Origin of the sequence: Rhizobium skierniewicense Ch11 (assembly GCF_023757665.1) — a bacterium.
GTDB classification, from domain to species: domain Bacteria; phylum Pseudomonadota; class Alphaproteobacteria; order Rhizobiales; family Rhizobiaceae; genus Agrobacterium; species Agrobacterium skierniewicense.
On the sequence record NZ_RXPG01000005.1, the window covers coordinates 414074 to 440912 of the forward strand.

Sequence of the window (26839 nt, forward strand, 5' to 3'; positions counted from 1 at the left end):
CGTTCGTCAGGGGTCAGTTAAAGCTTTTCCCAATTAAGGAACCAGAGGCGCGTGATGCCGTTACGTGATCATCCAGCAAGGAGGAAAACCAATGGATCATACGAATCACGTTCGCCTATCGCCGACAGAGCTGACCCCAGAAATTCTGGAAGGTGCAACCGTATATGGCGCAGATGACCATAAGGTTGGAAAGGTTGATCACGTGCATGGCGGAACAGGCGGCCAGGTCATTATCGACGTCGGCGGGTTCCTCGGAATTGGCGCAAAGCCGGTAGCGGTCTCCCTCAGCGACCTCGATTTCATGCGAGATGAGGACGGCGATGTTCATGCCGTCACTTCCTGGACGAAAGACCAATTGAAAGACATGCCGGAACATCATCACTGATGTAGCCACGGCCCGGTCGCAAAGACCGGGCCCTAAATCTAACTCCCTCCGAATATCAGAAGATTACAAGACGCCGTACCTGCTTAGCTCGCTCCCCATCCACGCACCTGCTGTCCACCAAAGACCATTTCAGTCGGCATCTGAAAAATAAAATAGGGATTGAGCACGGGCAGCGCCGTCGCTTTTTCCAGCCGTTGCATATGTTCATCCTTCAGCACAATGTCGAGCGAGGCGATGTTTTGGGTGAGTTGCTCTATCCGGCTGGCGCCGATCAGCACTGAGGAGACGCCAGGGCGTTTCGCTACCCAGGCAAGCGCCACTTCCGCAGGCGAACGACCAACCTCTGACGCCACAGTCTTCAGAACATCGACGATATCAAAGTTACGGTTTGTGAACAGCATGCCGCCGAACGGATTGTCACCATTAAGGCGTCCATCGCTTTCACCTTCGGTAACAGGACCGGCTCGGTCCGGCAGGCCGGGCGCACGGCTGGCTTCGCTGATTTTTTCGCGACCGTATTTTCCCGTCAGCAGCCCAGCCGCAAGTGGGCTCCATGGCACCATACCCAAACCGAACTCGGCACCTGCCGGAAGAAGGTCCAGCTCTACGCCACGATCGATCAGCGAATAGGCGTATTGCAAACCGATTGGCTTGGGTAGGCCGTGCGCTTCCGCAAGCGTTGCTACCTTTGCGACATACCAGGCAGGTGTGTTGGAAAAACCGTAATGCAGGATTTTGCCAGCACGGATCGCATCGGTCAGCGTCTGAAGAACCTCTTCTGCTGGCGTCGTGCGGTCCCACACATGCATCCAGTACATGTCGATGTAATCGGTTTTCAGCCGCTTCAACGAGCCTTCCACACCCATGCGGATGTTCTTGGCACCGTTGCCACCCCATAAGGGCGTGCCCTGCCCGCGTGGAAAGCCGGATTTGGTGGCAATGACCAACCGATCACGCGTGCCGCTGTCCGACACAAATGTGCCAAGCATCTCCTCGCTTTGGCCAGCGGAATAGACATCCGCCGTGTCGATGAAATTGCCACCGGCTTCGACATAGGCATTAAAAAGCGCGCGCGAGGTTTCGTCTCCGGCACCCCAGCGTTCCGCACCGAAGGTCATGGTGCCAAGCGCCAGCGGGCTGACGATCAGGCCGGATTTGCCGAGTGTGCGGTAACTGGTGAGATCCATCGGTGTTCTCCATCGTTGTTGTGCAACAGGATGTAACGACAAGCGTCCCACAGAATAAGCCATTGATAGCAGCATGAACTTGTGAGCACAGTGCATGAATGGAACGAAACGAACTCAATGATTTCCTGGCCTTCGCGGCGGTGGCGCGCGAGCGCAGCTTTACCCGCGCCGCCGCCATTCTCGGCATGTCACCCTCTGCGCTGAGCCATGCGATGCGCGGGCTGGAGGAGCGGCTGGGCGTCCGGCTTTTGTCGCGCACGACGCGCAGTGTCGCGCCGACCGAACCGGGCGAGAGGCTGCTGCAATCGCTCAATCCGGCGCTCGCCAATATTGAAAGCGGGCTGGAAGCGCTGGCGGAGTGGCGCGACAATCCTTCCGGTACGGTCAGGATAACCACCTTCGCCTATGCGGCACGAATGGTGCTTCTGCCGAAACTGCCAGCCTTCTTGCTGGCCAATCCGGATGTCCGGGTGGAGGTCAATATCGATGATGGCCTGACGGATATCGTCACAGCCGGTTTCGATGCGGGCATTCGACTGGGAGAAGCCGTCGCCAAGGACATGGTCGCTGTGAAGCTTGGGCCGGATTTAAGGACGGTGGTGGTGGGAACGCCATCCTATTTCAAACGCTATCCTCCGCCGTTGACCCCCTATGACCTGGAACGCCACGCCTGTATCGGATACCGGCTGACGACCTCAGGCGGACTACTGCCCTGGGAATTCGAGAAGGACGGCAAGGAGATCAATATCCGCACCAGCGGCCCTTTGGTCGCCAATGATGGCGATCTGCCGGCGGCTGCCGTTCGTGCAGGTGCGGGACTGGGTTATATCATGGAGCATGACGTCGCTGAGGAGATCGCTGCGGGGACCCTCGTCCAGGTCTTGAAGGACTGGTGTCCCAGCTACCCCGGATTTTACCTGTACCATCCCAGTCGCAGGCAATCGCCATCAGCCTTGAGGGCACTCATCGCTTCACTCAAGGTCGGATGAAGCTTGCATATTTGCTCATTGTATAAACGAATGACCGCCAGCTCGAACCGTTCAAACTTTTTACATATCGGCACGCCGACAGTCTGCGCCCGAAGACTATGTAGGGTCTGGAACAATGTGGTCTCTCGGTCCGTTGCTCACCGTTAATGTACGGGAAAAAAATCGGAATTCGAAATGCCAAGGTACTTCTTCCACGTCAGGGAAGCAGACACCCTTTCCATCGATTTTGAAGGCGCGGTGCTTTCAGGTGACGATCAGGCCATAAGAGAAGCGCTTCAGGCAGCGAGGGAAACACTTGCCGAAAAAATAATATTCGGAGACATCATCAGCCACACCAGCTTTGAGGTCGTTCGCGCCGATGGTCACCTGATCGCCGTCATACCCGTCTCGTCAGTCTTGAGGTTTCAGTAGGAAATAGCTTAAATCCTCGGCTAAACGGCTCTCTTCGCTACCTCCCGGTCGGCTTGGCGTGTATTCGTTCCTTGAAGTCAAATATCTTCCCTCCAGTCCTCGAAGCATATCGGACAAAGATGACAATCGTCGCATCCTATCTCTATCGCAACGGTAAACGCGCTGATGTAGTCGAACTCTCTTCGCAGCCCTTCGACGCGAACGCCAACGAGTTCGTATGGATCGGGCTGACCGATCCAACAGTCGAGGAAATGGCATCTCTAAAGACGATGTTTGGGCTCCATTCCTTGTCTGTCGACGACGCGCTGAATGGCAAGCAGGTGCCGAAGGTCGATATTTATGGCGACCAGCTATTCGTCGTCGCCAAGACCGCGTATCTCGAAAACGACAGGATCGCCTATGGCGAGACCTGTATCTTTGTCGGTCAAAACCATGTCATCACCGTGCGGCATGGGTCGGCACGATCACACCAGAAACTGCGCGAACAACTGGAGCAGGCACCGCAGCTTCTCTCGCATGGTCCCGATTACGTTCTCCACGGCATTCTCGATTTCATCGTCGATGGTTATCTCCCCTTGGTCGAAACGATAGAAGACCGGGTTCTGGAGATCGAAAAGCACGTTCTCGTTTCCTTCCTTGAGCCGGAGCAGATCCGCAGGATCTTCCGAATGCGTCGGCAGGTCATCAAATTCCAGAGGGTGATGGGCCCGATGGCTGAAGTTGCCAGCAAGCTCGCCCACCTTGAATTGCCCTGCGTCGACAACAACGCCAGGCCGTTCTTCAAGGACGTCCACGATCATGTTCGGCGTGTCGAAAACATGGTGATCGGGTTGCGTGATATCGTGACATCCGTATTCGAGGCAGCGAATCTTCTGGAGCAACAGCGGCAAGGCGCAATTACGCGACAGCTCGCCGCATGGGCAGCGATCCTGGCAGTACCGACGGCAATCGCTGGGATTTACGGCATGAACTTTGAGAACATGCCCGAGTTGAAGTCGCAATACGGGTATTACGTCGTTCTGGCTGTCATTCTCGTTCTCTGCGGCATTCTGTATTACCGCTTCAAACGAGCACGGTGGCTATAGTCCAGTTGGCCTGCAACCGGCCGACAGTCAGGCGCTGTCACTTTTTTAGCTCCCCGGCGCCGCGGCTGATCCGGTAAGAATGCCGCCATCAATGGTCAATTCGGCTCCAGTCATATAGGCGGCTTCGTCGGAAGCCAGCAACACAGCCAGCGCAGCGACTTCTTCCGGCCTACCAAAACGGCGCATTGGTGTGTCCCTGACCAAAGCGGCCTCGCGGTCCTTGCGATCCGGGCCTGTGCCTAGCATCGGCTCCCACATCGGGGTCATCACCGCAGCCGGGTGGATCGAGTTACAGCGGATGTTCAGATTTTGACTAGCGCAATAGAGAGCGACGCTCTTGGTGTGGTTGCGAACTGCCGCTTTGGATGAGGCATAGGCCGCAGCCATCGGGATTCCAACCAAGCCCGAGCGGGACGAGATATTGATGATTGAACCCGCACCATTTTCCCGCATGGCCCTGATGGCATAACGGCAACCGAGGAAAGTCCCATCCAAATTCACAGCATGAACGGCACGCCAATCGGAAAGTTCAGCGTTTTCCGGATCATGAGCAGGCGGAAGGCTGTCGACTGGTGCCTCGAACCCAGTAATCCCGGCATTGTTGACAATCACGTCAATCCTCGGGAACTGACGGGCAATCTCCATCCAATCGTTTTCCGAGGAAACATCAAGTCGGACGAACGTCGCTCCGATTGCCTTTGCTAGATCCCGGCCACCTTCCACGTCGATGTCAGTGACAATGACATTTGCCGCTTCGTCAGCGAAAGCGTGTGAGATAGCGGCGCCGATGCCGCGCGCAGCCCCGGTTACGAGTGCGGTTTTCCCCTCGAGTCTGGGCATAAGTAAATCCTCAAAGTATGAATGGCAATTCGAGATGCGCGATGTTCTAAGCTGCGACATCAATGGTGCTGGTCCAGACTATAGGTCAGCATTGTTCATGGTCTTACACTCCTGTTGGCCCAACTTGTCGACCCGCGCCTGAATAACCAGTTAAGAAATGGAGGTTGAACGTACATCGCCATACCGCTATTTGAAGCCTTCGCGAAGGAAGATGACGGCATCCCTTGCCTCCTCCGACGATATTGTGTGACCGACCCCAGGATAGATTTTGGACGTCACCGTGAAGCCTGCCGATCGCAGTTGGCCAGACGCGACAGTTGTCGCCGACGGCGGAATTGTCTTATCCTCTGCACCATGCATCATCAGAATATCTGTTCGTGCTGAAGATGACGTCGGCGGCAGAGCCAACAGACCTGCAAAGGTGACGAGAGCGCCGACCTTCCAACGACCCGATGCCACTCCATCCAGCGCCATGATGGCGCCTTGCGAGACCCCGATGAACGCCACTCGGTCCAGTGCGTCTTCGAATCCCTCACGTTTGACGATCTCAGAGACCACCCTGTCGAACGCTCGGCGCGCGGCGTCTATCCGCTCGGGGCGCATGATCTGGTCATCGACTGCAAACCATTGACGACCACCTGACTTGTGCGCAAACGGCGCGTCTGGCGCAACAAATACTGTGTCCGGCAGCGTCGCCTGCCAGGAGTTCCTGAGCGCTTCCATCACCGACCCTCGTCCTCGGATGCCGTGGAACAGGATCACGAGATGATCCGCACGCGTTCCTACTCGAGAAGCGGTCGATTTGGAGGCGCTCTCTGCCCGTACCATCTGGAAGGGTTTGGCAGCAGGGTCGACCTTAGGCGACACCATTTGGGGTCCTGTTTCCGCAGCCATCACAGCACCTGGACTTGCGGCGACATAGATTGCGCCAATAAATATGACGATTAGGGAGAAGATGGCGGCGAGATTGGAGGGCGTCATGGGACTTTCCTGTTGCATCCCCTCAACTTTCACTCGGAACGTTCGTTCCGGTCCACAGCTACGCCGCCACTGACAATCTCGTTATTGCCATTTGTCTGCCTCCAATCGCCAAGACCTCTGCGCCGGGAACAACCCCGCACATGTCCCGTTTCAGAATAGGCACCACAGCACATTCAAGGAGATTTCAATGCAGCGATTTGCAGACAAGGTTGTCGTCGTGACTGGCGCTGGTTCAGGAATAGGCAAGGCAACGGCGGAGCGTTTCCTCAGCGAGGGCGCGATGGTGACCCTGGTCGGCCGCACGAAGGCAAAGCTCGAGGGCGTCGCCAAACCCTATGCTGAAGATCGGGTTCTGCTCGCCGAGGCTGACATATCGAATGACGGTGACGTGAGAGACCTGATTTCTCGGACGGTCGAAAAGTTCGGGCGCCTGGATGTTCTTGTCAACAATGCAGGTGTTGTCGCCCAAGGCGACGTCGGTACCCTCACCACAGATGATTGGCGCACGGTCATGGCGACAGATGTGGATGGCGTCTTCTACGCCAGCCGTGCGGCCATCCCACATCTGAAGTCGTCGCGGGGCTCCATCATCAACGTCAGCTCCGTATCCGGCACGGGTGGCGACTGGGGCATGGCAGCCTACAATGCCGCCAAAGGTGCCATTACCAACCTCACGCGGGCGATGGCGATGGACCATGGCAAGGACGGCATCAGGGTCAACGCAGTGTGCCCGAGCCTGACGCGCACCGGGATGACCGAAGACATGATGGATGACGACAAGCTCATCGCGAAGTTCAACGAGCGCTTCGCGCTCAGGGGGCCTGGCGAACCAGAAGACGTTGCGGCGGTGATCGCATTTCTCGCGAGTGACGACGCTCGGTTCGTGACAGGCGTCAACCTGCCTGTCGACGGTGGAATGTCGGCGTCTAACGGTCAGCCGCCTCAATAGGAAGTCGAACGGCCCCTGAGGAATTATCCTCCGGGGCCGCCACAAAACTCTAATCTACAGGTCGTTTCTCTTCTGCCGCCGGCCAGTCGTTGGCCGGCTCTTCGATCACATCATCATCTGCAGGATCTGGATCATGCTCATGAGCGACCAACATGCTGTTGACCTCCACGATAATGACACTGCAAGCGTCCTCATAACTGACGCCGTTTACAACGAGACCATCGACCAGTTCTTCGAGCTTGGAGCGAACCTCACGTTTCCAATCATCGGTCATTTCTCTCTCCTTTGTTTGACGGGTTTTTCAGTAAGTTCAATCCAGACTGGCGCGTGATCGCTGGTGTGCTCCCAGCCACGGACATGCTTGTCAACGACGGCTTTTGTCAGCTTCTTTGCGAGGTCAGGACTTAGTAGAAAGTGGTCAATCCGAAGTCCGGCGTCACGGACGAATGCGTTCCTAAAATATGCCCAGAAGGTGTAGACGCGTTCGTTCGGATGGAAATGCCGAACCGCATCCGTCCAGCCTTGGGCCACCAGATTCGTATAAGCTGCTTTGACCTCGGGCCGGAACAGCGCGTCGTCTATCCACCGCTCAGGTTTGTAGACATCGAGATCGGTCGGCATGACGTTGAAATCGCCGACGAGAGCTACGGGAACCTCGAGCTCGAGCAGTTCGTCCGCGTAGGAATGCAGTCGCTGAAACCAGTCTAGTTTGTATTGGAACTTCGGCCCTGGGACTGGATTGCCGTTGGGTAGGTAGAGGCATCCAACAACCATTCCGTCGATGACAGCCTCGATGTAGCGACTTTGGCTGTCTTCCGGATCACCGGGCAGCCCCCGCCTTGTCTCAAGCGGCTCCTGACCTCGTGCAAGGATAGCGACACCATTCCATGATTTTTGGCCGTGCCAGATCGCACCATATCCTGCGCGTTCCAGCTCTTTGCGTGGAAATTTGTTGGGCGGTGCTTTCAGTTCTTGCAGACAAACGACATCAGGTCGTGCCTCATCCAACCAACGAAGGAGGATGTCGAGGCGACCATTGATACCATTGACGTTATAAGTGGCGAGCTTCACCGAAATATGTCAGCGATTGCGATCACCTTTGTCGCCCTCGCCTGACTTCGTATCATTCTTTGCGTCATGGCGCGCATCGGCCGAAAGCGAACGGGAGACATCGACGCTCTCCTTGAACTTCCCGTCTTCATCGCGGCGGACGTAACGCTTGTCTGTGCCGGTATCGATCAATTCTCGCTTGGTCATCAAATCTTCCTTTTGGTTGCTGTGCAAGGAAAACGCGCCCCGCTGTCAAAAGATGCATTCGAATCAGCGACCTAAGACAGACTCGCAAAACGGGAGGCCGCATGCGCCTAAGTCATTGAAAAACGATTCGTTTTAGCAAGGAACGATTCGCGCACTGATTCGGTTGAACCGCGTTGGTTGTGTGAGGAGTGCGCGTATCATGAGTTCCCCGAGAGCAAACTGGAAAGGTTTCATCAAGTTCGGCGAAGTGTCATGCGCGGTGGCGCTTTACACCGCCGCATCGGCGTCGGACCGTGTCGCTTTCAACACGCTCAACAGAGCGACCGGAAATCGGGTCAAGCGCGAGTTCATCGATAGTGAAACCGGAGACCCCGTCGAACGGGAAGACCAAGTCAAAGGCTATGAGACCGAGAACGGACAATACATCGTTCTTGAACCGGAGGAAGTCGCGGCCGCCGTCCCCGATAGCGACAAGACGCTAACGATCGAATCCTTCGTTCCCTGTTCTGACATCGACACCGTGTATTTCGACAAGCCCTATTATCTGACGCCAGACAAGACGGGTACGGAAGCCTATGTTCTGCTTCGCGACGGCATGAAGGAGGCCAAGGTTGCGGCTATCGCACGGACCGTGCTGTTCCGCCGCCTCCGCACCGTCCTCATCCGCCCACATGGCAAGGGCCTCATCGCTTCCACTCTCAACTTCGACTACGAGGTTCGATCGTCGCAGGAAGCCTTCGAGGATCAGCCGGATGTCAAAAGCGATCCCGAATTGCTCGAGATTGCCGAACTGATCATCGCAAAAAAGAAGGGCAGCTTCGACGCCAGCACCTTCGATGATCGGTATGAGGAGGCTGTAGCAGAACTCGTCAAGGCGAAGATTGAGGGGCGATCGCTTCCAAAGAAGAAAGCCGCCCCGGCCGCCAAGTCCGTCGATCTATTGCAGGCCCTGCGTCAGAGCGCGGGCCTCGACGCCAAGAAAAACAAGTCAAAACGGACCGCTGCCAACGCCAACGCTGGCGAAGAAACTGCAAAACCTAAAAAGGCAGCGACCAAAGCAAAGGCGACGGTCGCACCGACCCGTCGCGCCGGTTAAGAGGAGATCATCATGACTGTCCGCCCCTATTGGAAGGGTTACCTGAAGCTCTCCCTCGTCAACTGCGCCGTTCAGATGATGCCCGCGACGTCGGAAAGCGAGAAGGTGCGGTTTCACACGCTGAACCGCGCCACCAACAATCGCGTGGTCAGTCACTACGTGGATTCCGTTACAGGCAAGGACGTGAAGGAAGAAAACGAGGTCAAGGGTTACGAACGTGGCGAAAACGACTACGTCATCCTTGAAGACGAAGAGCTCGAAAACGTTGCACTGGATAGCACCCGGACGATTGATATTTCAACGTTCACGAAACGAGACACCATCGAATGGATATGGCTCGATACACCATACTATCTGTCTCCGAATGAGAAAATCGCGCAGGAGGCGTTCTCCGTGATCCGTGACGCTATGGCATCGCAGGACATGGTTGGAATTTCGAGGCTAGTGATTTCGCGCCGGGAACGCGCCGTCATGCTGGAACCGCGCGGCAAGGGAATTGTCTTGTGGACGCTGCGGTATGGTGACGAGGTGCGAGACGAAAACAGCTATTTCGATGGTATCGCCGATGAAGAGCCCGATGCCGACATGATGCCACTTATCCAAAAGCTCATCAAAAAGCAGACGAAGCCATGGGACGCGAAGATGGTCGTGGATCCTGTGCAGGACCGCCTGCTCGACATCATCAAGGAAAAGAAGAAACAGCAGAAGAAGCCAACCCGTGCCAAAACGAAGGCCCCTGCGTCTCCTTCCAAGCCAAGCAACGTCATCAACATCATGGACGCGCTCAAGAAATCGGTCGCTGCAGAAACACGCGCAAAATAAAGCCCGTCAGGCAGACGCCTTCCGGGCTTTGTTCAGTCGCTTGATCGCCTGCTCCAGCGACCTTTGGCCCTCATTGTAATCCTGCCAGGCCGTGCTCTCATAAAAAAGGCCTGGAACAGTCCTGACGGTGAAGCGCGTGGGATCGAGGTCTGCCCTCACCTGAGTCCGGTTCAAAGGCATCGACAAGGTCTCTCCATGACGTGCGCGTGGAGAGCGCGGCGCCTTCCTCAACGCCCTGGTGGAATTGTCTTGACGCAGCCATGAAGCTCCGCAGTTCGCGGCGCTCCGAGTTCTACAAGCGATGTCAGGCAGCAACCTTCTCCAGCTCCGACAGTGCCTCCGAGGGGAGCTCGATCGTCGCTGCTGCGAGGTTTTCTCGCAGATGGCCGCGTGACGAGGTGCCGGGGATGAGGAGAATGTTTGGCGATCGCTGGAGAAGCCAGGCAAGCGCCACCTGCATCGGCGTGGCGTTGAGCTTTGTCGCCACATCGGACAGGGTGGAGGATTGCAGAGGCGAGAAGCCGCCGAGCGGGAAGAACGGCACATAGGCGACACCTCGGGCAGCGAGCGCTTCGATCAAGGCGTCGTCGTTGCGATGCGCAAGATTGTACTGGTTTTGCACGCAAACGATGTCCGTGATCTTTCCGGCATCCTCGATCTGCTTTGCCGTGACATTGGAAAGACCGACATGCCGGATCAGACCCTGTTGCTTCAAATCCGCCAGCACCTCGAGTGCTTCGTCCAATGAACCTTCCGCAGGGCCGTGCACGTCGAACATGGCGCGCAGATTGACGACGTCGACCACATCAAGCCCGAGATTGCGCAGGTTGTCATGTACGGCCTGTGTCAGTTCCGCGCGTGAAAATGCCGGTTTCCAGGATGCGTCCGCACCTCTGCTCGCGCCGACCTTGGTGACGATCAGGAGGTCGCTGGCGTAAGGATGCAACGCCTCGCGTATGATTTCGTTGGTTACATGCGGGCCGTAAAAATCGCTGGTGTCGATGTGGTTGACGCCGCTTTCCACAGCCTCACGCAGCACGGCTAAGGCCTCTGCACGATCACGCGGAGGACCGAAAACGCCTTTGCCAGCAAGCTGCATAGCGCCATAGCCCAAACGGCGCACCAAGTGGTCGCCAATCTTGAATGTTCCTGAAGTTGTAATAGTGCTCATCGCCGGTCTCCATTGTGTTGCTGGAATATAAGTCAGGTGGCATATGTGCGACAAGACGATATGATCCGGACAGGTTGTCCGGCAGCATGGACAATGGCGACGGGTATTGGGAGAACGGGGTGGCAGATTTAACGGATCTGAATGCGTTTCTACTGGTGGCTCGATCCAAGGGGTTTCGGCAGGCGGCACGCGAAAGCGGCATCAGTTCCTCGGCGTTGAGCGATGCGGTGAAACGGCTGGAAGACGAGCTTGGGGTGCGACTGTTCAACCGTACCACAAGGAGCGTGCTGATGACGGATGCGGGGCGTCTCCTGCTGGAGCGCACCGCACCCGCATTCGCAGAGGTGGCCTCGGCGCTGAACGAGGTCAAAAGCAGCCGCGGCCGCACATCGGGGGAGCTTAGGCTAAATGTGCCGATGAGTGCGGCAAAGCTGGTACTGCCTAAGATCGTGCCTCCATTCCTTGCGGCCTATCCGGACATCCGGCTGGAAATTGTCACCGATGAGAGTTTCGTCGACATTATCCAGAGCGGCTGCGATGCCGGCATTCGTTACGATGAAAGGCTGGAACAGGATATGGTCGCCCTGCCGATCGGCCCGCGCCAGCAGCGCTTCGCCCTTGCCGCCTCGCCGGAGTATCTTGTAAGAAAAGGCACGCCACAACACCCGAAAGACCTGCTCTCGCATGAATGCATTCTCGGCCGATTTTCAAGGCGCGCCATACCTCCGTGGGAGTTCGAACGGAACGGGGAAGAGGTCCTCATTAATCCAAAAGGCAACCTCGTCGTCCAATTCGGCGGCGGCACCGATCTTGGCATCGACGCCGCGGTTGCCGGTTCCGGTGTGATTTACATTTTCGAGGACTGGCTGAGGCCACATTTCGATAGTGGTGATCTGGTGCCGGTGATGGAAGACTGGTGGCTACGGTTTCCCGGCCCGTTCCTATATTATTCCGGACGGCGGCTTGTGCCTGCGCCTTTGCGCGCGTTTATCGACTTCGTGCGGCAAATCAAAAAGGATACAGGGAAAGATTTGCAGTTAGGCCAATGACTATGACAGACGACTTAGCCACCTCAAACACAACATGGAAAAAGCTGTTCTCTCTCAGTTACTTGGCTGACACCGTCCAAATCAAACGGACATCGAGACGAAACGAAGTGGATGCGTCAATCGTTCGGTCATAAAATTCCAGGAGCCGCTGCGTCATAATCATTGTCTGACCACATGCGCCTTCTTCCCAAGCCGCTTGATCGCCTGCTCCAGCGACCGGTGGCCCTCATTGTAGTCCTGCCAAGCCGTGCTTTTCTTCAACAGCCCCGGAACTGTCCTGACGGTAAAGCGCGTTGGATCGAGGTCAGCCCTCACCTGCGTCCAGGTCAAAGGCATCGAAACCATCGCTCCTCTACGTGCTCTGGGAGAGAGCGGCGCGACGGCAGTGGCCATGCGGTCGTTGCGGAGATAGTCGAGGAATATCCTTCCTTCCCGTTGGTTCTTCGCCATCTTGATGAGGTACAGATCCGGATTTTCCCGCGCCATATCTTGGCAGACGTCATGCGCGAAAGCCTTTGCCTCGTCCCAGCTCAGCTTCTTACCCCTGGATGCTGCGAGTGGAGTCACGACGTGCAAACCCTTGCCGCCTGTTGTCTTGCAAAAACTGACAAGGCCCAGTTCTTCCAGCCGATCACGGATCTCGCGCGCGGATTCGACGACTGCTGCGAACTCAACGTTCGGGCCTGGATCGAGATCGAATACCAGCCTTCCCGGAATCTCGGGCTGATCTGGCAGGCAATTCCAGGGGTGAAGCTCGATCCCGCCGATTTGGGCAATGGCGGCAAGTCCTTCGACGCGATCTATCTGTAGATAGGGCTTCTTGTCACCAAAGACCGTCACGAGCTCCAGAAGGTTCGACGTTCCTGGCATGGCATGGCGCTGGAAGAATTGTTCGCCACCAATTCCATCAGGGCAACGAAGGATCGAGCATGGCCGACCTTTGATATAGTCGATCATCCACGCTCCGACAGCCTCGTGGTACTGGGCGAGGTCAACCTTGGTGACAGGCTTTTTGTCATCCGCGTCTGGCCAGAGCGCCTTGTTGGGGCTTGAGATCATGACGCCCATGACCTCTTCCTTTGCGCCCCACCGGGAACGCTTGGGTGGTGGCTTTTCGGTCTCGGGATCAGGGACATCCACATCCGATGGCGTCGCGGGCTCTTCGGCTTCCACCTCCGCAGCAGGCTTGTCTTCGCGCAGCCCCTTGAACGCGCCCTGTCGAACCTGGCCGTCCGCGGTCCATCCGGCGAATTCGATCTCGGCGACGAGCTCGGGTTTGAGCCAGACGATATCGTCTGACGTCTTGGGTGCCCCTATTCCTGTGAATGGAGATTTGGCCGCTTCTATCTCTTGAAGCTTCGGCAGAAGTTGTTGGATCGTCTTCGCGCTATACCCTGTACCGACACGCCCGACATAGACGAAGTGCTTGCCGCTGAAGACGCCAACCAGCAGTGATCGAAATTTTCCATTGGTCTTGGCATAGGCGCCGATGACCACTTCATGACCAGCGCGACATTTGGATTTCGCCCATGTCTTCGTCCGGCCGGACGCGTAAGGAGCATCTGCCTCCTTGGAGACGATACCCTCGAGCGATAGACGGCATGCCGACTTCAGCACGGCGTCGCCGCCCGTCTCGAAGTGTTCGACAAACCTCAGGCGAGGATCCTCGCGCGCATCGGACATTAAGGTTTCCAAACGCGACTTTCGCTCCGTCAGGGGAAGCTTTCTTAAATCCTCGTCACCATCAAACAGCAGATCGAACGCGAAATAGACAAGATCGTCGGTCGTCCCTTCAGAGAGTGCTGCCTGCAAAGCCGCGAAGTCGGGTGCACCTCGCTCGTCGAGCGCGCAGATCTCACCATCAATGATGCAGTCAGGAAGCGCCGACGCCGCCTCCGCAATCGCAGGCCATTTGGATGTCCAATCCAGACCTTTGCGGGTCTTCAACGTCACCTCACCTCCAGCGACGCGCATCTGCACCCGGTAGCCGTCGAATTTGATCTCGTGGATCCAGCCTTTGCCCGCGGGTGGACGTGTCAGGCTCTCGCAGAGTTGCGGGGCGATAAAGTTTGGCATCGCCGTTTCAGCGTTGGTTGACTTGGCTGCCTTTGGTCGAGCCGACCTTTTCTTCGGCAAAGTCTTCGTGCCAGCCTTGCGCTCCTCGGCGGCAAGACCCTCATTGCTGTCCCACACTGCGTCTGCCTTAACCGTATCGCCTCGCGTCATAAATGGCTCGGGCTTTTTCCCTTTGCCAGCGGCGATTGCCTCCATGGTTCTACCGGAAGCGACGGACGTCAGATTGTCATCCAGTACGGCTGCTCCGTTATCGTCAACTGCATAATCGTCGCGGTGTTTGATCAGCAGCCAGTTGGTGCGCTTGCCGCCGTCGCGGTCGTTGCGCATCCTCACTAAAACAAAGCTTCCATGCACTCGACCACCTTCCAAAGTGAACTTGAAATCACCCTTCGCCAGTGCCTCCTCGGGGGTCTTGTTGCCCTCGGGCTCCCAGTAGCCGCGATCCCACAGCATGACTGTGCCGCCGCCATACTGACCCTTCGGTATCGTTCCCTCGAAATCGCCATAGTCTAGGGGGTGGTCTTCGACCTCCACGGCAAGCCGCTTGTCACCAGGATCGAGAGAAGGACCTCTGGTCACAGCCCAGGATTTAAAGACACCATCGAGCTCGATACGAAGATCATAATGCAGCCGTGTCGCGTCATGCTTCTGGATGACGAAGCGGCGACGGTTGGACGCCTTGACTTCGACCTCTCCGCTTGGCTCCAACGTCTGCTTGAAATCGCGTTTGGATCGGTACTTGCTGAGATTGTCGGCCATGGCATCCACCCCTACTCGCCAACGCGGAACCGCCTTATGCAGCGCCCGATACCCGAAGTGCCCCAGCCTCGCCGAGACTACGCTGGACCGCGGAGATCTTGTCGGACGGGATGTCTGCGGACACTTCGATCTCACCTTCGAGAGGGGCATCGCCGCGCACCGCACCGCTTTTCGAGACATCGCCACCAGATGCAACTGACCCTGATGTGTTCTCCGCGGTGGCTGACTGAATAAAGATGTCCGGACGCGAAATGCCGTGCTGCTGGACAAGGTGCTCCACCGCAATATCGGCGGCAGAGCGTGTATCAAATGTCGCTCGGATTGTGGTGGTGCTGTCGTCAGCCATAATGATATCTCCTGATGTGATGATTGAAGACCTAACCCATTGCCGCCGGGTTAGTTTCCAAGAAAATGCCTTCAAGCGGATCGCTAGCCCGCCGAAGGCAAAATGATTGGCGCCCTAGTGCTCGGCGCTTACCATCTTCACGTGGGACAGATGCGTCTCCAGACTGGGCACACGCCGAACATGCGAGACTCTTCAAAGTTCTCCCTTCTAAACGTTATCAGAACTGAATATGCACGTACGTAGCCAAGCAACGCGGCTTATGCGGGTAGCAACAACCGTGGTGGCGGCATACGACGCTCGCGGCCCCCTTTGGAAGAACGACCTTCAGGGCTCGTTGAAGGCTGACACATACAGAATGATCCTGCCTCTGGGATCATTTCTGAAAATCAGGCCGCCTCCCGCCTTTGATCTTCCAGGAACATAGTCCAGTACGGTGCTGGCTCTCTCAACGATACCGGAACCATCACGGATTTCACCGTTGACAGCGACCTGCGATGCGGTTGCGCTTGCAACATTCGAAACTTCGAAAGACACCTGAAACCCGTTGCTGCGCTGTTCAGTGATGACTACGGTTGCGGTGAGGTCAGGTGATGTATCCTGATCTTTAAACGCGTCTTTTGCGATCCAGAAAATCACCACGAGTACGATTACTGCGGATACCAGTCCGGTGACCCACTCGACCCAGTGCGGATTGTTTGCCTCGAGACTTTTGTCGCCGATTGTTTTGGTCATGAAACCCTCAAAGGATAAGTCGAGCGGCAGCCGCTCCGATCGCACCGGGAAAACTCAGGATGACGATCGCCATAAGCACCTGCGTGGAACCCAAGTCGTCAGTGCGGTGAAACGTCCAGAGACAGTAGGCACTGATGGATCCTGCTATCACATAGCCAGGTAAGGTAAAGCGCACAAAAGCATGCCAGCTTGGCGTACCCTCCGCGAGATCGTGGCTTCCATGAAATGACAGCGCGTAAACGAATCCGTGCATGACGATTAGCGACGCTGCGATGATCACAAGGCCGTGCCAAGGCGTCATCTTAAACGAAAGCAAAATCATCTCCTCGGTGGGCGCCACGTTCAGATTTAAAAACAGCGCACCAACCGCCATCAGAAAGAGCTCGCCGCCATAAGTCGTCTCGCGATTTTGAACTGGATCATCGTCACCCTCAGCGTCTTCATCGTCAGATTTGCCACCTAATTGGCTACGGCCCAACATGGCACCAATGCTCGCCGGCACCGCCAGCAGAGCAATCATGCCCACAATCTCATGTGAGGTTTGACCAGTCTGCAACACGCCTATGGAAGAGAGGATCAACGTGCTCGCGACCATACCCAATGCATAGGCGATAACAGCATCACGGACAGATTGTCGCCAACTCGAGGTCTGCTCAAAACCTATCCGGCGAGACAAGCCGATCAATAGAGGCAAATTGATCAAAAGAAGGAGCAAAAGCCGGGTGCGATCCATGTAGAAGCCAAGCTCCCACATTTCCATCGTCATAAACATCGGTAGAGCGAACAGAAGAGCGCCCGCAACTCCGCGCGAGATTCCAGCGAGAAATTTGCTTGTATCGAATCCACCACTTGTGCCGACTTTCGAACCCAATCTCGTTCTCCACAGAATGACTCTGGTCATGCGCGAGGACCGGATCGTCGCAATGCTGAACCTTAACAGCATCGAAGAGTGGATGCGAAGACAATCACGTCGCGCTAATCAAGGACTTTCCAATCTCCAACCCACCTGATAGGTTCTCACTTTGTTCGCGGTCATTTTTGACGCATCCATAGCGGTTTATGGAGCTACGCCCATACCGAATTCGAAGTAGGCGCACATCAAGGATAACGGCATGGCAGTTGCCTACCTCGAAAAACTAAACGAGCAGCAGCGCAAGGCCGTAGAGCATGGCGTCGGGCTGGCTGAAGGCAACACAGCAGGGCCTCTGTTGATCATTGCAGGTGCCGGATCTGGTAAGACCAACACGCTCGCCCATCGCGTGGCGCATCTCATCGTCAATGGTTCGGACCCGCGACGTATTCTCCTGATGACCTTTTCGCGCAGAGCCGCCTCCGAAATGGCCCGCCGCGTCGAGCGCATCTGCCGCAATGTACTGGGTGCCAATGCGGATGTCCTGACAGACGCCCTTGCCTGGTCCGGCACGTTTCATGGCATCGGTGCCCGCCTGCTGAGGATGTATGCCGAGCAGATCGGTCTCAATCTCGACTTCACAATCCACGACCGAGAAGACAGCGCCGACCTCATGAACCTCGTGCGGCACGAGCTCGGATTTTCCAAAACAGAGAGCCGCTTCCCGACCAAGGGCACCTGTCTCGCGATTTATTCACGCGCCGTCAACTCGGAGACGCCGCTGAACGAGATTCTGAGACAGCACTATCCATGGGTCGCCACATGGGAAGAACAGTTAAGGGAATTGTTCGGAGCTTATGTCGAGGCAAAACAGGCGCAGAACGTTCTCGATTACGATGATCTCTTGCTCTACTGGGCGCAGATGGTCAGCGATCCCGATCTCGCCGACGACATCGGTAATCGCTTCGACCATGTCATGGTCGACGAATATCAAGATACCAACAAACTCCAGTCGTCGGTCCTGATGGCACTCAAGCCCGGCGGCCGCGGCTTGACCGTGGTTGGCGACGATGCCCAGTCGATCTACTCTTTCCGGGCAGCGACAGTTCGCAACATTCTCGACTTTCCAGCTTCCTTCAGTCCGGCGGCAGACGTCATCACACTCGATCGCAATTACCGTTCGACCCAGCCCATTCTGGCGGCGGCCAACGGTGTGATCGAACTGGCGCGCGAGCGCTTCACCAAGAATCTGTGGACCGAACGGGAGTCGCTGGAGCGACCCAAACTCGTCACTGTCAAGGACGAGACCGAACAGGCGAATTTCATTGTCGAGCAGGTGCTGGCCAATCGCGAGACTGGCGTGACGCTGAAACAGCAGGCTGTGCTATTTCGTACATCCAGCCACAGCGGCACGCTCGAAGTCGAACTCACCCGCCGCAACATTCCCTTCGTCAAGTTCGGCGGTCTGAAGTTTCTCGACAGCGCCCACGTCAAGGACATGCTGGCCGTCCTGCGCTTCGCCCAGAACCCGCGGGACCGTGTCGCAGGCTTTCGTCTTCTGCAAATGTTGCCGGGCATCGGCCCCAAGAAGGCCGGTGTCATTCTCGACACGATTGCGTCCGATCCCGAACCGCTCTTGGCGCTTGCTGAAATTCCGCCACCACCGAAGACTGGCGAGGACTGGACGTCGTTCGTTCAATTGCTGGGAGGCCTTCGCAAAACGCAGGAAGGCTGGCCATCGGATATCGCGCAGGCCCGTCTCTGGTATGAACCGCATCTCGAGCGCATCCATGAAGATGCCGATACCCGTAAGGCCGACCTCCTGCAACTCGAACAGATCGCCAGCGGCTATCCTTCCCGAGAACGCTTCCTGACCGAACTGACACTTGATCCACCGGATGCCACCAGCGATCAGGCGGGCGTACCATTGCTCGACGAGGACTATCTGATCCTGTCGACTATTCATTCCGCCAAAGGACAGGAATGGCGTTCAGTCTTCATGCTCAACGTTGTCGATGGCTGCATACCATCGGACCTGGGGACAGGAACGACGCAGGAGATTGAGGAGGAACGGCGTCTGCTCTATGTCGGCATGACGCGGGCAAAGGACAGCCTGTCGCTCATCACACCTCAACGATTTTTCACACATGGTCAGAACTCGCAGGGCGACAGGCACGTTTATGCATCACGTTCGCGGTTCATCCCGGCGACGCTGCTGCAATACTTTGAACCGATGGCTTGGCCGAAAGTCTCAGCCGCAGCATCTGAACGCAGTGCCCAGCAAATCCGCATCGATGTCGGCGCTCGCATGCGCGGCATGTGGAAATAGGAGCGACCGATGTGCAATCTCTATAACGTGACCACGACACGTGACGCCGTCCTGCAGTTTACACGGGCATTCCGCGATCTGGCAGGGTGGAACGAGGCAAGCTTCGACGTCTTCCCCGGCTATCAGGCTCCCATCGTTCGTGTCGCGGAAGACGGTCAAAGAGAGATCGTCCGGGCAACATGGGGCATGCCTTCACCTCCGGCTTACGTGAAGAACTACGATCCCGGCGTCACCAATATCCGCAACGTCTCCTCACCGCACTGGCGGCGGTGGCTCGGACCGACCAGTCGCTGCGTTGTTCCCTTCACGTCCTTCGCGGAACCGGATCCTGCAAGCAAGGTCGGAGGCGGACGCGTGCCGAATGCCTGGTTTGCCAAGGATGAGACCAAACCCTTGATGTTCTTCGCAGGCTTCTGGACGCCTTGGAAAGGCATTCGCAAAGTCAGAGACGGAGAGCAGGAATTTGAACTGTTTGGCTTCCTGACGACGTCGCCCAACGAGATTGTCTCACCCATCCACGAAAAGGCCATGCCAGCGATCCTGACGACGCCGGAAGAAGTCGATACGTGGCTGACGGCACCTTGGGACGAGGTGCGTCACCTTCAGAGACCCCTGCCCGGCAATATGCTCGTCATCGTGCCTCCGGAGACAAAACCCGACCTGCCGGAAGAAGGGCTGTTGCTGTGAAGAGATCACGTTGCATCGACCCGGCTCGGGAGCAAATCGACTTCTCTGGGAAGCACAAGGTCGATCGGTAAGGCCCTGACATGCACCCCGTTCGCAAGATCATTCACGTCGATATGGATGCCTTCTACGCCTCCGTCGAACAACGTGACAATCCAGAGCTCCGTGGCAAGCCGCTGGCGGTCGGTGGATCTGCTGCCCGCGGTGTCGTGGCAGCCGCGAGTTACGAGGCAAGAGCCTTCGGCGTCTATTCAGCCATGCCGTCGATCACAGCCAAACGAAAATGCCCCGATCTGATATTCGTGCCGCCACGTTTCGATGTCTATCGTCAGGTCTCCCAGCAGATTCGAGAGATTTTTGCGGAGTACACACCCGTCATCGAACCACTGTCACTCGATGAAGCCTATCTCGACGTGACCGAGAACCTGAAAGGTATGGAGATCGCTACTGAGATAGCACTGGAAATCCGTGCCAAGATCAAGGAGGTCACAGGTCTAAATGCCTCTGCTGGCATCTCATACAACAAGTTCCTGGCGAAGATGGCGAGCGACCTGAACAAGCCCAATGGCCAGGCGGTGATCACGCCGAAGAACGGGCCGGGCTTTGTCGAGGCCCTTCCCGTCAAGAAATTCCACGGGGTTGGCCCCGCCACTGCAGAGCGCATGAAACGCCACGGCATAGAAACTGGTTTGGATCTCAAATCAAAACCCCTCTCCTTCCTGCAACAACATTTCGGAAAATCAGGCCCATACTTCTACGGCATTGCCCGCGGCATCGATGAGCGGCAAGTCAAAGCCAACCGCATCCGAAAATCCGTCGGTGCTGAAGATACGTTTGTCGAGGACATCAATACGCTCGATCTTGCTCAGGCCGAATTGCGCCCCTTAGCCGAAAAGGTCTGGCGGTACTGCGAGGCGCACGACATCACCGGAAAAACGGTGACGGTCAAAATCAAATATTCGGATTTTACCCAGTCAACACGAAGCAAAACGTTGGCTTCAAGTGTTTCGAGCGCGGCTATGATGCTTGAGATCGCCGACACATTGCTGGGGTCTGTTTTCCCGTTCAAAAGGTCAGTGCGCCTTTTGGGTATCACTCTGTCCTCCCTTAGCATCGAAGACGGTGCCCAAGGTCCACAGCTTGATCTTGGATTGTGATCGTGACGGGCTAGCAGTCGGCTACATTACTCGTGGACGGAACCAAAGTCCTGCGTTGTATTTTCCATGACACCCAAAGGAGGCCGGATATGAACAAGGACACGAAAGCTTAGCGAGCAATCGAAGACACTGAGAAAAAGCCAGTCCATAGCCAAGACCACCCTGCGGCCGGACCTCATGCGAGGAAACATTTGACTGACGAGAGCAAGACACGGGTACTGGAGCGTTGCACGGATCTAAGCAATACAAGGTGTCGCTAGAGGACTTACGCAAAGCGCTCGACAATACTTGGGCGAAAGAAAACGTCCTGGTCGCGGTCGCCGCCGGTGCGGATGGCACCAGTGGTGTTATGGATGGAGCAGACGCTACATTGCGGCGCGGCATCGAACGATTAGCCCATATCATTTTTTTCCGGAAGTCCAAATGATCGTAATTTCTGGCTCGGGTTCCGAGAAGGCGCAGATGCCGATTTTATCCGCACGAACTTTGGCTCGCTCAAACCGACAATGTGCGGTTCGGACGCACCTGAGATGTCGAAAATAGCCAAGCCGGATCTGGATATCAAAAACACGCTCAAGCAGCGCCTTGAGCATCACAGCTAACATGCCGTTTTCTCCGACGTTTCCTCACCAAACAACGATTCGACCGACCGACTAGGGAGAACAAAACCTACGACACGTCTATATCCGCAGCTACAAGTTTCTTGCTTATCAAACAGCTCATGAAGATTGAATCAGGGGAATTTAGCAGGTCGATCATCGTGGTGATGTTCGGCAGCCGAGCGGTGATCTCATAGACACCCAGAGTGCCCAGCGGTTCACCGCCTGGATTAAGCGACCAGAGAGCCTCCCGATACTCTCGCACTGCAACTTTAGTGTTTTCGAGTGTCATGCAAAAGTGCATGCCCACATCCGGCCCGCAACCTATCTCGTGGCCATAGACAGTAAATTCCACGATTGTCCCCGCTTACATCTTATCTATGAGCATTTGACGGTCAACAACCAGTTCTGCAGCCAACCGCATAAGCCGTACCTTTTCCTTAGAGAGGAGTTCCTTCGTCGCTCGATATTCGCGTGCAAGGATATGATCGACCTCGGCTCGAAGTTCAGGCGCAGGAATGAAGGAATCGTCAACAGAGTTCGCTCCTACCTGGTAACGAAGGCTTTTCCCCAGACCGTAGCTCCCCACAACGCGGTAGGCTAGACGTGTAGCTTGATCGAGATCGCTTCCAGCGACACCTCCGGCGCCAATTGACCGGTTACCAAGTACGATTTCTTCAGCCGCGGTGCCGCCCAGCATAATACGAATCTTTGCTAGCAAATCCCTTTCGGTCGGAAGTGCTTGATTGCGCATCTTGTAGTGTAGCCGACCGCCGTCTTGTACTTGTTCGCCCTCTCTCATATGAGATTCGACACGAATGCTGATTACGTCGGCGACCCCCGAAGCCAGCGCTATGAGCGCGTGGCCGATCTCGTGGACGCTAATGCGATGAAGCATGTTTTCGGGAAGCGGCACCTTCGCCGGGAGCACCGCTTCGACGTCTTGAATGCTAAGCTCACCCTTTCGAATCCTAGCCGTGCGTTTTGCCGCACGTGCAAGCCTTTCCAAATCTGCCGGCGTGATTAATCGTAACTCATCCGTAACTTTGCGCAGATCTTTGGCTGAGAGCATTCTATTAATATGAAAGGACAGGATCTCCGCGCGTTCCTCTTCTTCAGGCAACTCAAGGTAGATGTGTTTTTCGAGCCGCCCTGATCTGAGCACAGCATTGTCTATCAGGTGAGAGTAGTTTGTCGCTCCAACGATTATCGTACCGGGCTGTTCGAGTGCAAGCGTAGTCAGTTCGAGAAATCTGCCGATTACGTTGCCTTCGTAAAATGCATGATCACCCCGCATGGTAGCGCGGTCTCCGATTGCATCCAGTTCGTCCAAGAACAGTACGGCACCGCGGAGCGCCGTTGCCTCCGCAAAAGACTGGGTCATAGCGGCGAGCATGTCGCCAAGGTGTCCGTTTCTCGATCCCTGCCATGTCCCCACAGACGTCGAGACAAGAGTGAATCCAAGTTCGCGTGCAAGCGCGGTGGCGAAAAGCGTCTTGCCCGTTCCCGGCGGCCCCATAAGCAGTACACCTCTGTCAACGTCTGTCCATGGGATCACCTCTCCTCGCCAGTCGGCCACATCCTGCTTGATCACATCAATCCAAGGACGCGCCGGACCAAAGCCAGGCAGTTCCGAAAGCTTGGGATGACGAGCGGCCGCCGGAATTGGCCCAACCAAGCTCGCGATGTCCAGCCCATCCAAAGAGTTTTTAATAGTAAGGCCGATTACGATCTCCGCCTCCTGCCGAGCGATCGCTTCCGCAAGTGACACGTCGATGTCTTCGGCCCCAATCACCTTGCGAGCGGCGATGATGTGTCTCGCGCTGGGCGGCGAGACGCTTACGACGACATCTGCGGCCAATTTGAGGGAAATCTTAACCGCATCCAGTGATGTCGCGAGATAGATCACTTGGTGTTCTGGGCGAAAGACCGTGAAATCCTCACTTGCCTTCGACGTGGTTGGGCGAGATGTTCCACCAATAATATAGACAGGACGACGAAAGTCGTCGTAGGTTGAACTGGCACGGCCACCGTTCATCAACACATTCGCTGCTGACTTGGCATGCGAGATCCACGCCTTATCAACAACGCAAATGATGATCCCTTTTGCGTCGGTCTTAAACTGCTCGGTGCCACGAAGTGCCTGCCGCAGCGCGCAGAGCATAAGGAATTTGGCAGGGTTTCTAGCGAGTTCTCTGAAAACCTTTTTTTTAATATGGTGCCTCATTATTCGCGCCCGCCTGCAGCATCACCGAGGCGGTACCAGCCGGTAGTGCAACGAACCACCCCCATCGATTTTGATAGCATCTGTATCTCGGAAATGGGAACCAGCGCTCTAGGATCCTTGTCTTGGCAGGAGTTCCCAACGAGGACTGGAACCGGCCGATAAACGATCTTCCACTCGTTGAGCGTCCTCAACAATCCGAAATCATCATTTATGGCTGCTGACCTAGAACGAGCAAGAATATCGTAACCGAGCGCCACAAACGTATCGCCGTAGGCATCCATGAGCCTTCTTGGGCTGGTTTCGATACCGTCGCAGAACCTAAGCATGTTGAACCTCCAAAGTTGATTCGCCGGAGACGATTAAATCCAAGCCGAGGAGGACACTGCTCAAAGATTCGTTTCCGTATTTCGGCAATGAATTTCCGCTTTTGGGAAATATGTCAACAATTTTCTTATGTTCGTTTGCATGGATTCGAGTCTCGTGAGATTTGTTGCGAATGGCGACAAAGCACCTCATCGTGAAGGCCGCACGCACGGCATTAGGTCTTTCCAGGAAAGACTTGGCGGAGCTTGCCGGCTTATCGGACCGAACGATCTACAACATTGAAACAGCCCAAGATTACGTGCTTCTCGATACACTGATGAAGGTGAGGTCCGTATTCCGCGAACGGGGAGTCGAGCTCGTTGAGCCCAACGAACGTAGCGGATGGGGTTTGTTCTTCGTGACAGACGATGGCGATCGCTGAGGCTCGCTGGGCCGATTTATGCGGTCTTGTAATTTCACAGAAACGCAACAGCTAACTCGCAACGCTTTCGAGAGTGTTGTGCAACAAGCCAAATATCCTATTCGCAACAAAGCAACGCGCGCTCAGGGGACGGTAGCCGGGCTAAGCATCTAAAATTCCAACCGTTATTGCTACTCACTCACTCAGCAATAAAATTGAAACGGCACTCTTTGGAACATTTAGAGGGTGCATTGTCGGATTACCGCAAACATGTGGTCAGTCCTTTGTTCTGGACTAACCCGATTTTGTCTCGATGCAGACACAGCACTCAACCGGCTCTATATTTCTCCTGATGCTTCGCGGCGTCTGATATCCAGTTCTTCACTGTAGCGACGCAGCGTGTGGCTTTCGGTCAGCAGACCGATGGGTCTGTTTTCGATCCTGTCATTGACCACAGCAAGCGCTTCGCTTTCCGTTGTGTCGAACAAGGCTGCGGCCTGGCGGGCGTTCATGGTCGGGAGCAGCACGTCTGTTTTGTAGCGCAGATAGCTCTCAAGGCTGATTTTTTCAGCGTCGCGTTCCATTGGGTCGGCGTAGATTTCAGCGACCAGAACGATGCCAGCGTAGCGGCCGTCTTCGTGGATCATGATGACGCGTTGCGTGGAACCGAGCGAGAATGTTTCCTTGAACGCTGGCAGGCCCATACTGACTTTTGCCGTGCGGACGTCGGCACGCATGATCTTCCCAACCGTCAGGTCGCGTATCCAGCCGATGTCGTGGGCGCTGCGAATACTTTCACCACGAAGGTGGAAGCGCCATGTTGCGAACGAGTAGCCGAACGTCGTGCGCACCACCAGCGACGTCGTGATCACGGCCGCCAGCACCAGCACCGTGATCTGGAAATCGCCGGTGAGTTCAAGAGCGAGAAACGTCATCGTCAATGGTCCACCGATGATAGCGGCCGCAAAAGCGCTCATACCGATGACGGCATAGACGATGGGTTGAGTGTCACCGTAACCGATATAGGGCGCGCAAATGGCGAAGATCTTGCCAATCAGCGACCCCATGAACAGTGAGGCGAAAAACAAACCACCGCGAAAGCTCGACCCTATGGAGATCGCGCTGGCGGCGGCTTTCAAAAGAAAAATCCCGATCAACCCGGCCAGTGTCATATTGGCATCGAGGTTGAGATGCAGCGCGCCGTGACCGCTGGACAGAACCTGTGGCGAGATCAGTGCCAGGGCGCCAACTGCTACGCCACCGATAGCCGGTCGCAGCCACAATGGAATTTTGCTTTTCCGCGCGGTTTCCTCAATGAAGGATACGGTCTGCATGAGCACGATGCCAATGCCAGCGCAGACCGCTCCCAGAAAGATCGCTGGTAGGTAGTCGGGTGGCGTGACTTCACTGGAGCCAAAGATATCGATGCTGAGGCCGTTTTGCGATAGCAGCCCGGCGACCACGGTCGCAACCAGCGCAGAAACGATCAAGGGTGCAAGGGTAACGATCGTATAGCTGCCGATGATGAGCTCGATGGCGTAGAACGCCCCGGTCAAAGGCGCATTGAAGGCCGCCGCTATGGCACCTGCTGCGCCACAGCCGACGAGGATACGCATGTCCCCTCGCCGCATTTTCAGATTGATACCCAGTTTGGACGCAATGCCACTTGCAACCTGCGTGTAGCCAGCTTCCAATCCCACGGATGCGCCAAATCCATTGGAGATGATATTCTGCACGCAGACAATGATGCTGTCCGTGAGCGACAGGCGTCCACCGTGCAAGGCATTGGCTTCGATCGGGTCGATCATCGGCTTTTTGCGGGTTCTGGAAATCACGAAGATGAAAGCGCCGAGCAGAATTCCACCCATCAGCGGCCCGGCCAGCACAATCCAGCTGGAGAGATCACTGCTGCTGAGCCTCTCCACGCCGAAGATGACCACATGAAGCTGCGTGGCGACGGCGCCGATCAACACAACGAAAAGACCCGCAGCAGCGCCAACGAAGATGGCAAGCACGACGAGAGCAAGCTCGCCGCGACGGAAGACAGCGCGTAGCCGCGTGGAACGCAGATTATCAAAAAAGCTTGCGAGGCTGGGGGCGCTGAACGGCTTGGTCGGCATCATATTCTCTTGGC

28 protein-coding genes and 1 pseudogene are annotated in these 26839 nt (G+C 56.1%); 12 read left to right on the top strand and 17 right to left on the bottom strand.

Going from position 1 to position 26839, the window contains the following annotated elements:
- The first annotated feature begins 91 nt into the window (after positions 1 to 91).
- On the top strand, positions 92 to 385 hold the full coding sequence (locus tag EKM04_RS05390; protein ID WP_183896893.1) for a PRC-barrel domain-containing protein: 294 nt from the start codon (positions 92 to 94) through the stop codon (positions 383 to 385).
- A gap of 83 nt (positions 386 to 468) precedes the next feature.
- Here the strand turns inward: EKM04_RS05390 and EKM04_RS05395 are convergent, their stop codons facing one another.
- Positions 469 to 1572, bottom strand: coding sequence for an aldo/keto reductase (locus EKM04_RS05395; protein ID WP_183896894.1), 1104 nt, complete (start codon positions 1570 to 1572; stop codon positions 469 to 471).
- Positions 1573 to 1670: 98 nt separating this feature from the next.
- Here EKM04_RS05395 and EKM04_RS05400 point away from each other — a divergent pair, with 98 nt between their 5' ends.
- From EKM04_RS05400 to corA, 3 genes are all read left to right on the top strand, one after another.
- Positions 1671 to 2561 (top strand): LysR family transcriptional regulator, encoded by an 891-nt coding sequence (locus EKM04_RS05400; protein ID WP_183896895.1) that lies wholly within the window; start codon positions 1671 to 1673, stop codon positions 2559 to 2561.
- Between the two features lie 174 nt (positions 2562 to 2735).
- Positions 2736 to 2972: a DUF6894 family protein gene (locus EKM04_RS05405; protein ID WP_183896896.1), complete on the top strand. Its 237-nt coding sequence runs from the start codon at positions 2736 to 2738 to the stop codon at positions 2970 to 2972.
- 119 nt (positions 2973 to 3091) lie between these two features.
- Positions 3092 to 4057: a magnesium/cobalt transporter CorA gene (gene corA / locus EKM04_RS05410; protein ID WP_113494176.1), complete on the top strand. Its 966-nt coding sequence runs from the start codon at positions 3092 to 3094 to the stop codon at positions 4055 to 4057.
- Positions 4058 to 4102: 45 nt separating this feature from the next.
- Here corA and EKM04_RS05415 read toward each other — a convergent pair whose 3' ends face one another.
- Together EKM04_RS05415 and EKM04_RS05420 are read right to left on the bottom strand one after the other, a co-directional pair.
- Complete coding sequence (locus EKM04_RS05415) at positions 4103 to 4897, bottom strand: SDR family oxidoreductase (protein WP_183896984.1); 795 nt, start codon at positions 4895 to 4897, stop codon at positions 4103 to 4105.
- A 186-nt stretch (positions 4898 to 5083) separates the two neighbouring features.
- A complete protein-coding gene (locus EKM04_RS05420; protein WP_234910974.1) occupies positions 5084 to 5878 on the bottom strand; it encodes an alpha/beta hydrolase in 795 nt (264 codons plus the stop codon).
- Between the two features lie 187 nt (positions 5879 to 6065).
- On the opposite strand from EKM04_RS05420, the gene budC reads away from it, so the two are divergent.
- A complete protein-coding gene (budC, locus tag EKM04_RS05425) occupies positions 6066 to 6827 on the top strand; it encodes a meso-2,3-butanediol dehydrogenase (RefSeq protein WP_183896897.1) in 762 nt (253 codons plus the stop codon).
- Between the two features lie 49 nt (positions 6828 to 6876).
- Here the strand turns inward: budC and EKM04_RS05430 are convergent, their stop codons facing one another.
- The 3 genes from EKM04_RS05430 to EKM04_RS05440 are packed head-to-tail and all read right to left on the bottom strand — an operon-like array spanning position 6877 to position 8084.
- Complete coding sequence (locus EKM04_RS05430) at positions 6877 to 7101, bottom strand: hypothetical protein (protein WP_183896898.1); 225 nt, start codon at positions 7099 to 7101, stop codon at positions 6877 to 6879.
- Positions 7098 to 7898: an exodeoxyribonuclease III gene (gene xth / locus EKM04_RS05435; RefSeq protein ID WP_045232572.1), complete on the bottom strand. Its 801-nt coding sequence runs from the start codon at positions 7896 to 7898 to the stop codon at positions 7098 to 7100. The genes EKM04_RS05430 and xth overlap by 4 nt, the downstream gene beginning before the upstream one ends.
- Positions 7899 to 7907: 9 nt before the next feature.
- Complete coding sequence (locus EKM04_RS05440; protein WP_183896899.1) at positions 7908 to 8084, bottom strand: hypothetical protein; 177 nt, start codon at positions 8082 to 8084, stop codon at positions 7908 to 7910.
- A gap of 199 nt (positions 8085 to 8283) precedes the next feature.
- Between EKM04_RS05440 and ku (EKM04_RS05445) the strand changes: the two genes are divergently transcribed.
- Positions 8284 to 9180 carry a non-homologous end joining protein Ku gene (ku, locus tag EKM04_RS05445; RefSeq protein WP_183896900.1) on the top strand — a complete coding sequence of 299 codons (897 nt, stop codon included), beginning with the start codon at positions 8284 to 8286 and terminating at the stop codon, positions 9178 to 9180.
- Between the two features lie 12 nt (positions 9181 to 9192).
- Entirely contained in the window at positions 9193 to 10002 is an 810-nt protein-coding gene (gene ku, locus EKM04_RS05450; RefSeq protein ID WP_183896901.1) for a non-homologous end joining protein Ku, read from the top strand.
- A 6-nt stretch (positions 10003 to 10008) separates the two neighbouring features.
- On the opposite strand, the pseudogene EKM04_RS05455 reads toward ku (EKM04_RS05450), so the two are convergent.
- Both EKM04_RS05455 and EKM04_RS05460 read right to left on the bottom strand, forming a co-directional pair.
- Positions 10009 to 10224: pseudogene (locus EKM04_RS05455) on the bottom strand (hypothetical protein); the annotation flags it as partial.
- Between the two features lie 82 nt (positions 10225 to 10306).
- On the bottom strand, positions 10307 to 11173 hold the full coding sequence (locus tag EKM04_RS05460; protein ID WP_183896903.1) for an aldo/keto reductase family oxidoreductase: 867 nt from the start codon (positions 11171 to 11173) through the stop codon (positions 10307 to 10309).
- A gap of 86 nt (positions 11174 to 11259) precedes the next feature.
- On the opposite strand from EKM04_RS05460, the gene EKM04_RS05465 reads away from it, so the two are divergent.
- Complete coding sequence (locus EKM04_RS05465; RefSeq protein ID WP_183896904.1) at positions 11260 to 12222, top strand: LysR family transcriptional regulator; 963 nt, start codon at positions 11260 to 11262, stop codon at positions 12220 to 12222.
- Positions 12223 to 12381: 159 nt separating this feature from the next.
- On the opposite strand, the gene ligD is transcribed toward EKM04_RS05465, so the two are convergent.
- The 4 genes from ligD to EKM04_RS05485 form a co-directional block, all read right to left on the bottom strand.
- A complete protein-coding gene (gene ligD / locus EKM04_RS05470) occupies positions 12382 to 15057 on the bottom strand; it encodes a DNA ligase D (protein ID WP_183896905.1) in 2676 nt (891 codons plus the stop codon).
- A gap of 34 nt (positions 15058 to 15091) precedes the next feature.
- Positions 15092 to 15403 carry a hypothetical protein gene (locus EKM04_RS05475; RefSeq protein ID WP_077104555.1) on the bottom strand — a complete coding sequence of 104 codons (312 nt, stop codon included), beginning with the start codon at positions 15401 to 15403 and terminating at the stop codon, positions 15092 to 15094.
- A gap of 324 nt (positions 15404 to 15727) precedes the next feature.
- Complete coding sequence (locus EKM04_RS05480) at positions 15728 to 16135, bottom strand: TIGR02588 family protein (protein ID WP_183896906.1); 408 nt, start codon at positions 16133 to 16135, stop codon at positions 15728 to 15730.
- A 7-nt stretch (positions 16136 to 16142) separates the two neighbouring features.
- The gene (locus EKM04_RS05485) at positions 16143 to 17006 is read right to left on the bottom strand and encodes a TIGR02587 family membrane protein (protein ID WP_234910975.1); all 864 of its coding nucleotides are present in this window, start codon (positions 17004 to 17006) and stop codon (positions 16143 to 16145) included.
- Between the two features lie 241 nt (positions 17007 to 17247).
- Here EKM04_RS05485 and EKM04_RS05490 point away from each other — a divergent pair, with 241 nt between their 5' ends.
- From EKM04_RS05490 to dinB, 3 genes are all read left to right on the top strand, one after another.
- Positions 17248 to 19314, top strand: a complete 2067-nt coding sequence (locus EKM04_RS05490; RefSeq protein WP_183896908.1) for an ATP-dependent helicase — start codon at positions 17248 to 17250, stop codon at positions 19312 to 19314.
- 9 nt (positions 19315 to 19323) lie between these two features.
- Positions 19324 to 20001, top strand: a complete 678-nt coding sequence (locus EKM04_RS05495) for an SOS response-associated peptidase (protein WP_183896909.1) — start codon at positions 19324 to 19326, stop codon at positions 19999 to 20001.
- A gap of 80 nt (positions 20002 to 20081) precedes the next feature.
- A complete protein-coding gene (gene dinB / locus EKM04_RS05500; RefSeq protein WP_183896910.1) occupies positions 20082 to 21155 on the top strand; it encodes a DNA polymerase IV in 1074 nt (357 codons plus the stop codon).
- 401 nt (positions 21156 to 21556) lie between these two features.
- Here dinB and EKM04_RS05505 read toward each other — a convergent pair whose 3' ends face one another.
- From EKM04_RS05505 to EKM04_RS05520, 4 genes are all read right to left on the bottom strand, one after another.
- On the bottom strand, positions 21557 to 21760 hold the full coding sequence (locus tag EKM04_RS05505) for a hypothetical protein (RefSeq protein WP_183896911.1): 204 nt from the start codon (positions 21758 to 21760) through the stop codon (positions 21557 to 21559).
- 64 nt (positions 21761 to 21824) lie between these two features.
- Positions 21825 to 22109: a hypothetical protein gene (locus tag EKM04_RS05510; protein WP_183896912.1), complete on the bottom strand. Its 285-nt coding sequence runs from the start codon at positions 22107 to 22109 to the stop codon at positions 21825 to 21827.
- A gap of 12 nt (positions 22110 to 22121) precedes the next feature.
- On the bottom strand, positions 22122 to 23981 hold the full coding sequence (locus EKM04_RS05515; RefSeq protein WP_183896913.1) for an AAA family ATPase: 1860 nt from the start codon (positions 23979 to 23981) through the stop codon (positions 22122 to 22124).
- Positions 23981 to 24307 (bottom strand): hypothetical protein, encoded by a 327-nt coding sequence (locus EKM04_RS05520; protein ID WP_183896914.1) that lies wholly within the window; start codon positions 24305 to 24307, stop codon positions 23981 to 23983. The genes EKM04_RS05515 and EKM04_RS05520 overlap by 1 nt, the downstream gene beginning before the upstream one ends.
- A 170-nt stretch (positions 24308 to 24477) precedes the next feature.
- Between EKM04_RS05520 and EKM04_RS05525 the strand changes: the two genes are divergently transcribed.
- Positions 24478 to 24726, top strand: a complete 249-nt coding sequence (locus EKM04_RS05525; protein ID WP_183896915.1) for a helix-turn-helix transcriptional regulator — start codon at positions 24478 to 24480, stop codon at positions 24724 to 24726.
- A 317-nt stretch (positions 24727 to 25043) separates the two neighbouring features.
- On the opposite strand, the gene EKM04_RS05530 is transcribed toward EKM04_RS05525, so the two are convergent.
- Entirely contained in the window at positions 25044 to 26825 is a 1782-nt protein-coding gene (locus EKM04_RS05530; RefSeq protein WP_183896916.1) for a chloride channel protein, read from the bottom strand.
- Positions 26826 to 26839: the final 14 nt, after the last annotated feature.

Bases quoted from the DNA above. Each gene is read 5' to 3' on its own strand.
- EKM04_RS05390 (WP_183896893.1), top strand. From the start codon at position 92: ATGGATCATACGAATCACGTTCGCCTATCGCCGACAGAGCTGACCCCA.
- ku (WP_183896900.1), top strand. From the start codon at position 8,284: ATGAGTTCCCCGAGAGCAAACTGGAAAGGTTTCATCAAGTTCGGCGAA.
- EKM04_RS05480 (WP_183896906.1), bottom strand. From the start codon at position 16,135: ATGACCAAAACAATCGGCGACAAAAGTCTCGAGGCAAACAATCCGCAC.
- EKM04_RS05520 (WP_183896914.1), bottom strand. From the start codon at position 24,307: ATGCTTAGGTTCTGCGACGGTATCGAAACCAGCCCAAGAAGGCTCATG.
- EKM04_RS05475 (WP_077104555.1), bottom strand. From the start codon at position 15,403: ATGGCTGACGACAGCACCACCACAATCCGAGCGACATTTGATACACGC.
- EKM04_RS05465 (WP_183896904.1), top strand. From the start codon at position 11,260: ATGGACAATGGCGACGGGTATTGGGAGAACGGGGTGGCAGATTTAACG.
- corA (WP_113494176.1), top strand. From the start codon at position 3,092: ATGACAATCGTCGCATCCTATCTCTATCGCAACGGTAAACGCGCTGAT.
- EKM04_RS05430 (WP_183896898.1), bottom strand. From the start codon at position 7,101: ATGACCGATGATTGGAAACGTGAGGTTCGCTCCAAGCTCGAAGAACTG.
- EKM04_RS05505 (WP_183896911.1), bottom strand. From the start codon at position 21,760: ATGTTAGCTGTGATGCTCAAGGCGCTGCTTGAGCGTGTTTTTGATATC.
- ku (WP_183896901.1), top strand. From the start codon at position 9,193: ATGACTGTCCGCCCCTATTGGAAGGGTTACCTGAAGCTCTCCCTCGTC.
- EKM04_RS05420 (WP_234910974.1), bottom strand. From the start codon at position 5,878: ATGACGCCCTCCAATCTCGCCGCCATCTTCTCCCTAATCGTCATATTT.
- EKM04_RS05460 (WP_183896903.1), bottom strand. From the start codon at position 11,173: ATGAGCACTATTACAACTTCAGGAACATTCAAGATTGGCGACCACTTG.
- dinB (WP_183896910.1), top strand. From the start codon at position 20,082: ATGCACCCCGTTCGCAAGATCATTCACGTCGATATGGATGCCTTCTAC.
- budC (WP_183896897.1), top strand. From the start codon at position 6,066: ATGCAGCGATTTGCAGACAAGGTTGTCGTCGTGACTGGCGCTGGTTCA.
- EKM04_RS05525 (WP_183896915.1), top strand. From the start codon at position 24,478: ATGGCGACAAAGCACCTCATCGTGAAGGCCGCACGCACGGCATTAGGT.
- EKM04_RS05405 (WP_183896896.1), top strand. From the start codon at position 2,736: ATGCCAAGGTACTTCTTCCACGTCAGGGAAGCAGACACCCTTTCCATC.
- EKM04_RS05530 (WP_183896916.1), bottom strand. From the start codon at position 26,825: ATGCCGACCAAGCCGTTCAGCGCCCCCAGCCTCGCAAGCTTTTTTGAT.
- EKM04_RS05490 (WP_183896908.1), top strand. From the start codon at position 17,248: ATGGCAGTTGCCTACCTCGAAAAACTAAACGAGCAGCAGCGCAAGGCC.
- EKM04_RS05395 (WP_183896894.1), bottom strand. From the start codon at position 1,572: ATGGATCTCACCAGTTACCGCACACTCGGCAAATCCGGCCTGATCGTC.
- EKM04_RS05440 (WP_183896899.1), bottom strand. From the start codon at position 8,084: ATGACCAAGCGAGAATTGATCGATACCGGCACAGACAAGCGTTACGTC.
- EKM04_RS05515 (WP_183896913.1), bottom strand. From the start codon at position 23,981: ATGAGGCACCATATTAAAAAAAAGGTTTTCAGAGAACTCGCTAGAAAC.
- ligD (WP_183896905.1), bottom strand. From the start codon at position 15,057: ATGGCCGACAATCTCAGCAAGTACCGATCCAAACGCGATTTCAAGCAG.
- EKM04_RS05400 (WP_183896895.1), top strand. From the start codon at position 1,671: ATGGAACGAAACGAACTCAATGATTTCCTGGCCTTCGCGGCGGTGGCG.
- EKM04_RS05495 (WP_183896909.1), top strand. From the start codon at position 19,324: ATGTGCAATCTCTATAACGTGACCACGACACGTGACGCCGTCCTGCAG.
- EKM04_RS05415 (WP_183896984.1), bottom strand. From the start codon at position 4,897: ATGCCCAGACTCGAGGGGAAAACCGCACTCGTAACCGGGGCTGCGCGC.